This is a genomic window from Mesorhizobium sp. M3A.F.Ca.ET.080.04.2.1 (genome assembly GCF_003952525.1).
Classification (GTDB): domain Bacteria; phylum Pseudomonadota; class Alphaproteobacteria; order Rhizobiales; family Rhizobiaceae; genus Mesorhizobium.
Genome location: NZ_CP034451.1, coordinates 2,931,655 through 2,943,374 on the forward strand (window position 1 = coordinate 2,931,655; position 11,720 = coordinate 2,943,374).

Here is an 11,720-nt window from a genome sequence, read left to right on the forward strand (position 1 = left end):
GAGGCATAGCCGATTCGCCTTCACCCGGCACAGGTTGAAGCGATCAGGTGAGGCTGGACGAAACTCGATTCATGAGGCGGCCGCAGGAAGTCGCGGGGGCGGCGGAAAGCAGGGTAGCCCCAATGGAGAGCGCCGCCTCGTCGACGCGAAAGCGCGGATGATGGAGCGGATAGACCGCGCCGGCTTCCTCGTTACGGATGCCGAGCCGGAAATAGACCGACGGGCACTTCTCGCTGTAGAAAGCAAAATCGTCCGCGGCGGTCCAGCCCGGCGCGCCGACCACGCCCTCTTGTCCCAGCAGATCGGCGCCAGCCTTGCGGATGATCTCGACCATGTCGGGGTCGTTGATCACCGGCGGCTCACCGCGCTGCAGGTTCACCTCGGCGCTGGCGTTATGACATGCCGCCACGCCCTCGACGATCTGGCGCAGCCTCCTCCAAGCATACTGGCGGGTCGCCTCGTGGCCGCTGCGGATCGTGCCTTTCAACCTGGCCTCGGCCGCGATCACATTATAGGCGCCGCCGCCCTCGATGCCGGTGATGGAGACGACCAGCGGATCGTAGGGATCGATCTCGCGCGAGACGACCTTCTGCAGCTCCGTCACGATCGAGCAGGCGACGGCGATGGCGTCGACGCCCTCCGACGGCTTGGCCGCGTGCGCGGAACTCCCGGTCACCCTGATGTCGAACGTGTCGCAGGCGAGGGTATACGGCCCCGGGCCCACCGCGATCTTGCCCGTCGTGGTGTAAGGATCGACATGGATGCCGATCGCGGCGTCGATATCGTCGAGCAGCCCTTCCGCCACGACGCGCCGACCACCCAGCGGCTCCGCCTCCTCGGCAGGCTGGAAGATGATCCTCACCGTGCCGCTGAAGGACTGCTTCTGGCGCTCCAGCATAGCGGCGGCAGCATAGCCCATTGCCGCGTGGGCGTCATGGCCGCAGGCATGCATGACGCCTGGACGCTCGGAGCTGAACGGCACGCCGGAGGCTTCCGTGATCGGCAGCGCATCGATGTCGGCCCGGATCACCACCTTGCGGTTCGAAGGCGCCGCCGTGCCGACGATCTCCACGGCGAGACCGAAGCCGGCCACCGGCCTCACGCCATGCAATCCGGCTTCCTCCAGCGCATGCTTGAGATAGGCCTGCGTCTCGCGCTCTTCGTTGGAGAGCTCCGGGTTGCGGTGGAGATGGCGCCGGATCTCGATCATCCGGCGCTCCAGAGCGGGGTCCATCAAGCCATTGCCGGCTTCAGCGCTTGACATGGATTTCTCGCGGGAAGCTGGTCAGCGTCTCGCAGCCATTGGCAGTGACGAAGATCGTTTCGCTGATTTCGATGCCCCAGCCGTCCATCCACATGCCGAGAATGGAATGAAGCACGTTGCCAGGCTTCAGGATGGTCTTGTCGCCCTGGCGCAGGCTGATCGTGTGCTCGCCCCAGTCGGGCGGATAGGCGGCGCCGATCGAATAGCCGATGCGCGACTCCTTCTTCAGGTCGTAGCGCTGGATGACCTTGCGCCAGCTTGCCTCGACGTCTTCCGCCACCGCGCCGGGCTTGATCGCGGCGAGCACGGCGTCCATCCCTTCCAGCACGGCCTTGCCCGTGTCGCCGACCTTGGCGGGCATGGCGCCCAGCTGAAGCGTGCGCGCGAGACCGGCGGCGTAGCGGCGCACGACACCGGCGAGTTCCAGCGCGACGGTTTCGTTCTCGCCGAAGCGGCGGTCGCTCCACATGATGTGCGGGGCCGAGGCGTTCTCGCCGCCAAGGATGGTCGGCGGCAAAGCGGTGATGTCGCCGGCGAAGTCCGGCGAGCCGGCTATTTGTGCCGCCTGGATCTTGGCGATGGCGTCGCATTCGCGGACGCCCGGCGCAATCACCTCATAGGCCGCACTGACCGCCGCCTCGGCCAGGCGCGCGGCCTTGCGCAGGTAGGCGATCTCGGCCTCCGACTTGACACTGCGGATCCAGTTCACCAGGAGGTCGGCGTCGTGGAACATCGCGTTGGGCAGGCCGGCGGTCAGGCGGGCATGGGCTTTCGGCGAATAGTAATAGGCCTCGAGCTCGATGCCGATATTGCCGCGCCCCCAGCCCTTCTTGTCGATCCAGCCGGCAATCCAGTCCATCGGATGGCGGTCCGGGCGCTGGACATGGTCTTCAGGGAAGCCGACGACATTCTCCGGCTTCATCCAGGCCGTCAGCAGCCCGCCCGCCGCGTCCATGGCCCGGCCGATCCAGACCGGCTCCTCGTCGCCAAGCGGCACCAGGACCACCTGCGGCGTATAGAACGACCAGCCGTCGTAACCGGTGATGTAGTGCTGGTTGGCAACGTCATTGACGATCAGCAGATCGAGACCGCGCTGCGCCATCTCGGCGCGGATGGCGGCAAGCCTGCTTCGATACTCGGCAAGCGCAAAAGGCAATTGGATCATGCGGATTCGTCCTGTGGCCGGCGGAAGTTCGCTCGACAGTAAAGCGAAGCCCGGCGAGCGTGCTGAACCATGACCGACAAACCGAGGGGGCCATGCGCCAAAGCGCGTCGCGCTGACACGGATTCAGACGGCGCGCTTTTGCCGTTGTCCCAGAACCGCTGCACAATTCTGGTCCGCCTGCATCAGGAGAGTTCTGCCTATTGCTTTGCGAACTGGCCCTTAAAAGTCTGGCCGGCAAGCGCATAGGTGGCGGCCAAAGTTCCATCGGGCAGCATGGTGAAGGTGGCGTCGGCGCCGTTCGGAAGGCGCCCGAGCTTCAATGTGTTCCCGACAATTCTGCCGGCGCCGTCGGCGACCCCCGGCTTGTTCTCGGCCACGTCGCCCCAGGCGTAGCTTACCGTCGCCTGCCCGCCTGGAGACACCGTCAGCACGGCGAGCTTGCCTTCATACAATCCATCCAGCCGTCCGGCCCATATGCCTGAAAACGCGGCATACTTGGCCGGAACGCCCTTGCCGGGAGGAGTGACCGTCAAGGATTGATCCAGCACCGCCGTATCCGGGGAAGCCGGGGCCGCAACGGCAGCCAACGGAGGTTGGGACGGAGGAGGTGGTGGTGTCTCGGAGGCCGATTGGCAGGCAACGAGCGCGAATGTCGCAAAACCAAGCGTCAGAGAAGAAAGTCTGTGTGCCGGAGCCAATCGAGACCAACCCAATTGCGAAATGTAACAACAACAACGCTTAGCTGCGCATATCGCGCATAGTGTACTTCAATTGTATAGCATCCCTCGGTCGCGAAACTCAAGTTTCGCCGACGTCAGACGCGATGAAAAACAGATAGCAGTTTCGTTTGGGGGCCGCTGGCGGCTGTTCGACGAAAGTGCCGGCCGCCACGGGTTTTGGCTGGTGGCCGCTCCGTGCGGCAATAACTGAAGAGCGCCCGCCGCGACGGCGGCTTGCGGGAATGTCGAGAGCGGTCATTGCATCATCCAGGCTTGGCGTGCGGTCTAGGCACGAATGGCGTGCTTGCGCTTGTCCAGGTGAAACCGTTCCCCTCGACGATGTTCGGCCGTTTTGAGGGTATGCACGATTTCGAAAACAAGCGTCGCTCGGACCAGCATTCCGACCGCCGTCGGCCCGGTAAAGGGCAATTCGATTCATGCATGTATGAGCGTGGGCGCACCAACGGCCGCCGGTTCAGCAACGCCCCCACCGTCACGGAAAGTGTTTGGCGAGCATCCGCTCCGGCGCGATGCCGGCCTGGCTTCAGGCGGAAGATCTTGCCGAAAGCCAATCCCTGAACTGCGCTACGGCTCTTCTGATTCCAGGACCCGAAGCGATCACGGCATAGTGGTGACGACCCGTTTCCAACGTCCGGGGAAAAGCAATGGCAAGCCGTCCGGCAGCAAGCGCATGGTCGACGATCGGTCGCCAGCCCAGCGAAATCCCCTCGCCCATCTCGGCCGCTTTTTGGGCAAAGAGCGAATCGTTGACCTCCAGTGCGACGGGCAAATTCGCCGGCACCGGCAATTCAAGAGCTCGCAACCATTCGGCCCAGCCAATCCTCAATCGGTAAGGGTCGACATAGTGGATGAGCGGATGCGACAGCAATTCCGCGACAGACCCGAACGGTCCGTGACGTTCGAGAAACGCCGGGCTGCACACCGGAACAATCTGCTCGGCCCACAACTGGGTGCTGCTGCAAAAAGGCCAGTTGCCGTCGCCCAGTCGAATGTGAATATCGATCCCGGACGATGCGAGCTCCGGGTCGCGATCAAGACACCGGATCTCGATCTGCAGATTGGGATGCTCCTGCCGAAGCCCCGCCAGCTTCGGAAGCAGCCATTCGGTGGCGAGAACCGTGGAAGCGCTGGCAACGATCTTGTCGCGATGCGCCGAACCGGAAATCTCCGCGAGCGTCTCGGAAATGGTGCCAAAGCCGCTTGCCACCGCCGCGTACAGGCGCAGGCCCTGGGTGGTAAGGCTGAGCGTACGGTGCTCGCGCACGAACAATGGATGGCCGAGCGTCACTTCCAGCTGCCTGATGCCATGACTGACCGCAGGCTGGGTTATCGAGAGCTCGCTGGCGGCGGTGGAAAAATTGAGATGGCGCGCTGCCGCCTCGAACAAAATCAAACCGTGCAGCGAAGGGACTGAATGGCGGATCGTGCGGCGGTCGTGGCTCATACGTCCATGAATCTAATTGCTCTTTACCCAACCCGGCCGCGACGGAATTTTGATGTGATCGAAGGCCACCATTCGAGCGCTCCTGCCAACAATCCGATCAGAGAGATTCCAGAGTGTCAACTGATCCGCTTCTTCAGCCCTTGCAGCTCAAGCACCTGACGCTTCGCAACCGACTCATGTCGACCGCCCATGAGCCGGCTTATACGCAAGAAGGCCTGCCGAAAGATCGCTACCGCCTCTACCACGCCGAGAAGGCGAAGGGCGGCATCGCCCTGACGATGATCGGCGGCTCTTCGGTGGTCGACATCGACAGTCCCCAGGCATTCGGGAACATCCAACTCCACAGGGACGATTGCGTGAAATGGCTCCGCGAATTGGCCGACGACGTTCACGAGCACGGCGCAGCCGTCATGATCCAGATGACGCATCTGGGCGCCCGGACGAATTGGAACAAAGCTGACTGGCTGCCCATGATTGCTCCGTCCTCCATTCCGGAGCCAGCGCACCGCAGCTTTCCCAAGGCCATGGAGGATTGGGATATCGAACGGCTCGTCAAGTCGTTCGCGGACGCCGCGGAGCGCGTCAGAGACGCCGGGCTGGATGGGCTCGAACTGGAGTGCGCCTCGCACATCATCGCCCAGTCATGGTCGAAAGGAACCAACAAGCGCGAGGATGAGTATGGCGGCTCGCTGGACAACCGCATGAGGCTGGTGCGCGACATCCTGTCGGCAATCCGCGACAGGATCGGACGTGAATTCGTCGTTGGCGTGCGAATGGTCTGCGACGAGCAATGGGAAAAGGGCCTCTCGGCGGATGAAGGGGTGGAGATCGCCCGCAGGTTGAATGCAGACGGCATGATCGACTTCATCAACGTCATTCGCGGCCGGGCTGCCACTGACGAGGGATTGAGCCGGGTCATTCCGACGATGGGATCGCCGTCGGCGCCCCATCTCGATTTCGCCGGTTACGTGCGCTCGCAGATCAACCTGCCGACCTTCCACGCCGCCCGGATCCAGGACGTCGCAACGGCGCGCCATGCCATTGCGAGCGGGAAGCTGGATATGGTTGCGATGACACGCGCGCACATGGCGGACCCGCATATCGCGAACAAGCTCATCGAGGGACGCGAGCATCAGATCCGGCCCTGCGTCGGCATGGGTTACTGCATCGACTCCATCTATTCCGGGCAGGCTGTCTGCATCCACAACGCCGCAACCGGGCGTGAGGAAACCCTCTCGCACACCGTCGGCCGAAGCTCCAACGGCCGGAAGAAGGTCGTGGTTGTCGGTGCGGGTCCCGGTGGCCTGGAGGCGGCACGCGTCGCCGCCGAGCGAGGCCACGAGGTCGTGGTCTTCGAGGCGGGTTCCAAGGCCGGTGGTCAGGTAGTGCTTACAGCCGCCCTAAAGCGCCGACGCGAGATCATGGGGATCATCGACTGGCGGCTGGAAGAGTGCGCAAGGCTCGGGGTGCAAATCAAATACGATCACTATGCAGGCGTGGACGACGTTCTGGCGGAACAACCGGATTACGTCGTCACCGCGACCGGCGGCATACCCAATCTCGAACTGCTGAGCGGTGGCGAGGATCTCGCAACGACAAGCTGGGACGTGCTCAGCGGCGCCGTCACGCCGACGGGATCGGTGCTCATCTGCGACAGCAACGGTTCTCACCAGGGCATGACCATAGCGGAGTTCATCGCCGCGACCGGCGTCGATCTGGAGCTTGTGACGCCTGAGCGGACGTTGGCGCCGGATATCGGCGCGACGAACTATCCGGTCTATCTCCGGGCCTTGAACGCCGCCAACGCCAGGATCACCCTCAACCTGCGCCTGGAACGGCTCGAACGCAGGGGCAACAAGATTGCGGCAATCTTCGAGGACGAATATGCGAAGCGGCGGATTGAGAAGGAAGCCGACCACGTTGTGGTGGAGTACGGCACGACACCGCTGGACGAACTCTATTTCGGCCTCAAAGACCACTCCATCAACCGCGGCGAGGTGGACCATAAATCTCTTGTGGCGGCCATGCCTCAGACCGTTTCAAGAAACCCCGAGGGAAGATTCCAGCTTTACCGGATCGGCGATGCGGTCGCCAGCCGCAACATTCACGCCGCCGTCCTCGAAGGCTACCGCCTGATGGCGCTGGTGTGATCACCCACTGCACTGGCGGCGAGGTTCGGTAGTTTTTGCCCACGGATGCGAGCCGCATTCGTGGACATCAAAGAAACATTAATCCGGAAGGATGACTGGTGGAGCCAATCGGAATCGAACCGACGACCTCTTGAATGCCATTCAAGCGCTCTCCCAACTGAGCTATGGCCCCACTCCCGGCAGTCGGCCGGCGCCGTTTCCGGCGAAGAGATCCGGCGCAGATGGGAACCGCGCCGTCGTTTAGTGCTGGCGGCTTCTAGCGCCGCCTTCGGTCAAGATCAAGCCTTGTAAGCCGCTTTTTCGTCACAGGCCGAAATGGCCGGCAATCGATCGCGCAGAGGCTGAAACTCAGACCTCGTCCTCGTCGTCGCCGACGCCGATCATATCGGAAACGTCGTCGTCCTCTTCCTCCTCATCGGCAAGGAAGGTGTCGTCGTCATCGTCACCGAGGTCGACATCCTCGTCGTCGCCGAGATCGGGAAGATCGTCGCCGCCGCCCTTGGTTTCGTCGTCCGCATCTTCCAGCGAGACGAGCTCGGCGCCTTCCTCCTCGTTCTCGTCCACTTCCTTGTCGGCGACATCCTCATCTTCCTCGATGGCGGAAATCTTGCCTTCCTCGAAATAGGAACGCGGATAGCTCTTGCCAGTATAGGGAGAGACGATGGGATCTTTGTTCAGGTCGTAGAATTTCCGACCCGTTTCGGGGTCGATGCGTTTGGTGCCAAGTTCGGGTTTTGCCACGGCAAGCCTCGTCAAAAAAAGAATGGTCCCCTTAACCGCAGTTTACGGCGCTGTCAAAGCCAAAAGCCGGCATCGCAAAACCTTGCATTCGAAGGCCTGCGCGAGGGGATGACCATCGCCGCGCGCCGTGATACGAGACCGCCGCAACATGACGAATTGAGCCGGCCCGCCGGCATCTTGCTTGGAAGAAATCATGTCTCACGCTGCCGCTCCGAAGCCGGCCACGGCCCGCAAATCCCCTGCCCTTGCCGGCGTGGCCCGGGTGCCGGGCGACAAGTCGATCTCGCATCGTTCCTTCATGTTCGGCGGCCTCGCTTCCGGAGAGACGCGCATCACCGGCCTGCTCGAAGGCGAGGACGTGATGCGCACCGGCGCTGCGATGAAGGCGATGGGCGCGCACATCGAAAAGAAGGGCGACGAGTGGGTGATCCGCGGCACCGGCAACGGCGCGCTGCTTCAGCCCGAAGGGCCGCTCGATTTCGGCAATGCCGGCACCGGCTCGCGCCTCACCATGGGCCTGGTCGGCACCTATGACATGGAGACGACCTTCATCGGCGACGCATCGCTCTCCGGCCGGCCGATGGCCCGCGTGCTGGAACCGCTGCGCCAGATGGGCGTGCAGGTGCTGAAGGCCTCGCCGGGCGACCGCATGCCGATCACGCTGCGCGGCCCCAAGCACGCCGCGCCCATCACCTACCGCGTGCCGATGGCGTCCGCCCAGGTGAAGTCGGCGGTGCTGCTCGCCGGCCTCAATACGGCGGGCATCACCACCGTCATCGAGCCGGTGATGACGCGCGACCACACCGAAAAGATGCTGAAAGGCTTCGGCGCGAACCTGACGGTCGAGACCGATGAGCGCGGCGTGCGCCACATCTTCATCGAGGGACAGGGCAAGCTTACGGGCCAGACCATCGCCGTACCGGGCGACCCCTCCTCCGCCGGCTTTCCGCTGGTTGCGGCGCTCATCGTGCCGGGCTCCGATATTGTGATCGAAAACGTGCTGATGAACCCGACGCGCACCGGCCTGCTGCTGACGCTGCAGGAAATGGGCGGCCGCATCGACATACTCAACCCGCGCAATGCCGGCGGCGAGGATGTCGCCGACCTGCGCGTGCGTTCCTCGAAATTGAAGGGCGTCGCTGTGCCGGCGGAGCGGGCGCCGTCGATGATCGACGAGTATCCGGTGCTGGCCGTCGCCGCCAGCTTCGCCGAGGGCGAGACGCTGATGCAGGGGCTGGAGGAGCTTCGGGTCAAGGAATCCGACCGGCTGTCGGCGGTCGCCAATGGGCTCAAGCTCAACGGCGTCGACTGCACCGAAGGCGAGGCCTCGCTCGCCGTGCGCGGCAAGCCGGGCGGCAAGGGACTGGGCGCTCATCCCAACGGGCTGGACACGGCGGTGAAGACGCATCTCGACCACCGCATCGCCATGAGTTTTCTGGTGATGGGACTGGCGACCGAAAAGCCGGTGACCATCGACGACGCCAACATGATCGCGACGAGTTTTCCGGAGTTCATGGGATTGATGAAGGGGCTGGGCGCGGAGATCGAGTGACGGGAGATGGGCTGGAACCAAACTGAAATGCTGGCGGGACAGCGGCGCTCGTCTTGTTCATCGCGCCTCATGGGCGGCCAATGAGCGCAACCTTCACCATCGCCATCGACGGCCCGGCCGGCGCCGGCAAGGGCACGCTGGCCCGGCGGCTCTCCGACCACTACCGGCTGAATCTGCTCGACACCGGTCTCACCTATCGCGCGGTTGCCCACAAGCTGCTCGAGCTCGGCCTGCCGCTCGACAATGTCTCGGCGGCCGAAACCGCGGCACGGCAGGTGGACCTCTCGAATCTCGACCGCACGGTGCTTTCGGCGCACGCGGTGGGCGAAGCGGCTTCCAAGGTCGCGGTCATTCCCACTGTGCGGCGCATCCTGGTCGACAAGCAGCGCGCCTTCGCCAAGGCGCCCCCAGGCGCCGTGCTCGACGGCCGCGACATCGGCACGGTCGTGTGTCCCGACGCCGACATCAAGCTCTATGTGACGGCAAGTGCTGCGGTGCGGGCGCAACGCCGGCTGGCCGAGATCGAGAGCATGGGCGGCAGAGCCGATTTCGCCACGATCCTGGCCGACATCGAGCGCCGCGACGAACGCGACATGGGCCGAGCCGACTCGCCACTCAAGCCCGCCCCAGACGCGCACTTGCTTGATACGTCCGAAATGGCTATAGAGGCCGCGTTCCTGGCGGCCATGGCGATCATCGACGACGTCCTGGCCAAGAGAAACAAGGCCTGAGCCGGGTTTCCCATCGCTGCCGATTGTCGGCGGCGCAAAAGATACCCATATCGGGCACGAACCAGCCTGCCAGCATTCTTCATGCGCCGGACTTGCCGCTTTGAGCGGCCAAGGGCTCTTAGCCCGGAACGCCGGCAGGCTCACGCAATGCTAACCCACGGCGCCCGTCCCGCTCGAGATGCGGGGCACTTCAGGAGAAACAATGTCTGCTGCAAATCCCTCTCGCGATGATTTCGCGAGCATGCTCGAAGAATCATTCACCGCCGGCCATTCCGGCGAGGGCCAGGTTGTCCGGGGCACGATCACCGCGATCGAAAAGGACATGGCCATCATCGATGTCGGCCTCAAGGTCGAAGGCCGCGTGCCGCTGAAGGAATTCGGCGCCAAGGGCAAGGAGTCCTCCCTCAAGGTCGGCGACACCGTCGAAGTCTATGTCGAGCGCATCGAGAACGCGCTTGGCGAAGCCATGCTGTCGCGCGAGAAGGCGCGCCGCGAGGAGAGCTGGGTGCGCCTGGAGGAGAAGTTCACCAAGGGTGAGCGCGTCGAAGGCGTCATCTTCAACCAGGTCAAGGGCGGCTTCACCGTCGACCTCGACGGCGCCGTGGCGTTCCTGCCGCGCAGCCAGGTCGATATCCGCCCGATCCGCGACGTCTCGCCGCTGATGCACAACCCGCAGCCCTTCGAGATCCTCAAGATGGATCGCCGCCGCGGCAACATCGTGGTGTCGCGCCGCACCGTGCTCGAGGAGAGCCGCGCCGAACAGCGTTCGGAAATCGTGCAGAACCTCGAAGAGGGCCAGGTGGTCGAAGGCGTGGTCAAGAACATCACCGACTACGGTGCGTTCGTCGACCTCGGCGGCATCGACGGCCTGCTGCATGTCACCGACATGGCATGGCGCCGCGTCAACCATCCGACCGAGATCCTTAACATCGGCCAGACGGTCAAGGTGCAGATCATCCGCATCAACCAGGAAACCCACCGCATCTCGCTCGGCATGAAGCAGCTCGAGAGCGATCCGTGGTCGGAGATCGGCACCAAGTTCCCGATCGGCAAGAAGATTAAGGGCACCGTCACCAACATCACCGACTACGGCGCGTTCGTCGAGCTGGAGCCGGGCATCGAGGGCCTCATCCACGTTTCGGAAATGTCGTGGACGAAGAAGAACGTGCATCCCGGCAAGATCCTGTCGACGACCCAGGAAGTCGACGTGGTGGTGCTCGAGGTCGATCCGGCCAAGCGCCGCATCTCGCTCGGTCTCAAGCAGACGCTGGAGAACCCGTGGGAAGCGTTCGCGCGCAACCATCCGGTTGGCAGCCAGGTCGAGGGCGAGGTCAAGAACAAGACCGAGTTCGGCCTGTTCATCGGCCTCGAAGGCGATGTGGACGGCATGGTCCACCTCTCCGACCTCGACTGGACCCGTCCGGGCGAGCAGGTGATCGAGGAGTACAATCGCGGCGACATGGTCAAGGCGCAGGTGCTCGACGTCGACATCGAGAAGGAGCGCATCTCGCTCGGCATCAAGCAGCTGGCCAGGGACACCGTCGGTGAGGCGGCAAGCAGCGGTGAGCTGCGCAAGAACGCCGTCGTCACCTGCGAGGTCATCGGCGTCAAGGACGGCGGTCTGGACGTGCGGCTGGTCGACAGCGGCCTCGAGACCTTCATCAAGCGCTCCGACCTCAGCCGCGACCGCGACGAGCAGCGCCCCGAGCGCTTCACCGTCGGCCAGAAGGTCGATGCCCGCGTCATCGCCTTCGACAAGAAGACCCGCAAGCTGCAGGTCTCCATCAAGGCGCTGGAAATCGCCGAGGAGAAGGAAGCAGTCGCCCAGTACGGCTCGACCGACTCCGGTGCCTCGCTTGGCGACATCCTGGGCGCGGCGCTGAAGAAGCAGGGCAACTAAGCTCCACTTCGCAAGGCCAAAGAAAACCCCGCC

At 63.7% G+C, this 11,720-nt stretch carries 10 protein-coding genes and 1 tRNA gene; 4 read left to right on the plus strand and 7 right to left on the minus strand.

Translation table 11 applies throughout. The features are described 5' to 3' along the window. Positions 1-43 precede the first annotated feature (43 nt). The 5 genes from EJ074_RS13975 to EJ074_RS13995 form a co-directional block, all read right to left on the minus strand. Positions 44-1,264 carry an amidohydrolase gene (locus EJ074_RS13975; RefSeq protein WP_245454852.1) on the minus strand — a complete coding sequence of 407 codons (1,221 nt, stop codon included), beginning with the start codon at positions 1,262-1,264 and terminating at the stop codon, positions 44-46. Next, positions 1,251-2,429 (minus strand): M24 family metallopeptidase, encoded by a 1,179-nt coding sequence (locus EJ074_RS13980; protein ID WP_095806731.1) that lies wholly within the window; start codon positions 2,427-2,429, stop codon positions 1,251-1,253. Before EJ074_RS13980 ends, EJ074_RS13975 begins: the two co-directional genes overlap by 14 nt. Before the next feature lie 197 nt (positions 2,430-2,626). Further along, positions 2,627-2,962, minus strand: a complete 336-nt coding sequence (locus EJ074_RS13985; protein WP_245420374.1) for a hypothetical protein — start codon at positions 2,960-2,962, stop codon at positions 2,627-2,629. 265 nt (positions 2,963-3,227) lie between these two features. Then, positions 3,228-3,407 (minus strand): hypothetical protein, encoded by a 180-nt coding sequence (locus tag EJ074_RS13990; RefSeq protein ID WP_129553533.1) that lies wholly within the window; start codon positions 3,405-3,407, stop codon positions 3,228-3,230. A gap of 285 nt (positions 3,408-3,692) precedes the next feature. Further along, the gene (locus EJ074_RS13995; RefSeq protein WP_095806732.1) at positions 3,693-4,613 is read right to left on the minus strand and encodes a LysR substrate-binding domain-containing protein; all 921 of its coding nucleotides are present in this window, start codon (positions 4,611-4,613) and stop codon (positions 3,693-3,695) included. 113 nt (positions 4,614-4,726) lie between these two features. Between EJ074_RS13995 and EJ074_RS14000 the strand changes: the two genes are divergently transcribed. Then, on the plus strand, positions 4,727-6,763 hold the full coding sequence (locus tag EJ074_RS14000) for an NADH:flavin oxidoreductase (RefSeq protein ID WP_095806733.1): 2,037 nt from the start codon (positions 4,727-4,729) through the stop codon (positions 6,761-6,763). A 96-nt stretch (positions 6,764-6,859) separates the two neighbouring features. Here EJ074_RS14000 and EJ074_RS14005 read toward each other — a convergent pair. Together EJ074_RS14005 and EJ074_RS14010 are read right to left on the minus strand one after the other, a co-directional pair. Then, a tRNA-Ala gene (locus tag EJ074_RS14005) sits at positions 6,860-6,935 on the minus strand. A 176-nt stretch (positions 6,936-7,111) separates the two neighbouring features. Next, positions 7,112-7,504: a TIGR02300 family protein gene (locus tag EJ074_RS14010; protein ID WP_095806797.1), complete on the minus strand. Its 393-nt coding sequence runs from the start codon at positions 7,502-7,504 to the stop codon at positions 7,112-7,114. Between the two features lie 193 nt (positions 7,505-7,697). Between EJ074_RS14010 and aroA the strand changes: the two genes are divergently transcribed. The 3 genes from aroA to rpsA all read left to right on the plus strand — a co-directional run bounded on the left by aroA (position 7,698) and on the right by rpsA (position 11,687). After that, on the plus strand, positions 7,698-9,056 hold the full coding sequence (aroA, locus tag EJ074_RS14015; RefSeq protein ID WP_095806734.1) for a 3-phosphoshikimate 1-carboxyvinyltransferase: 1,359 nt from the start codon (positions 7,698-7,700) through the stop codon (positions 9,054-9,056). 80 nt (positions 9,057-9,136) lie between these two features. Further along, positions 9,137-9,787: a (d)CMP kinase gene (gene cmk, locus EJ074_RS14020; protein ID WP_095806735.1), complete on the plus strand. Its 651-nt coding sequence runs from the start codon at positions 9,137-9,139 to the stop codon at positions 9,785-9,787. 202 nt (positions 9,788-9,989) lie between these two features. Then, a complete protein-coding gene (gene rpsA / locus EJ074_RS14025; protein ID WP_095806736.1) occupies positions 9,990-11,687 on the plus strand; it encodes a 30S ribosomal protein S1 in 1,698 nt (565 codons plus the stop codon). Positions 11,688-11,720: the final 33 nt, after the last annotated feature.

Excerpts from the sequence above, each read along its gene's own strand:
- EJ074_RS13975 (WP_245454852.1), bottom strand. The coding sequence starts at position 1,264 with ATGTCAAGCGCTGAAGCCGGCAATGGCTTGATGGACCCCGCTCTGGAG.
- EJ074_RS13980 (WP_095806731.1), bottom strand. The coding sequence starts at position 2,429 with ATGATCCAATTGCCTTTTGCGCTTGCCGAGTATCGAAGCAGGCTTGCC.
- EJ074_RS13990 (WP_129553533.1), bottom strand. The coding sequence starts at position 3,407 with ATGACCGCTCTCGACATTCCCGCAAGCCGCCGTCGCGGCGGGCGCTCT.
- EJ074_RS13995 (WP_095806732.1), bottom strand. The coding sequence starts at position 4,613 with ATGAGCCACGACCGCCGCACGATCCGCCATTCAGTCCCTTCGCTGCAC.
- aroA (WP_095806734.1), top strand. The coding sequence starts at position 7,698 with ATGTCTCACGCTGCCGCTCCGAAGCCGGCCACGGCCCGCAAATCCCCT.
- cmk (WP_095806735.1), top strand. The coding sequence starts at position 9,137 with ATGAGCGCAACCTTCACCATCGCCATCGACGGCCCGGCCGGCGCCGGC.
- rpsA (WP_095806736.1), top strand. The coding sequence starts at position 9,990 with ATGTCTGCTGCAAATCCCTCTCGCGATGATTTCGCGAGCATGCTCGAA.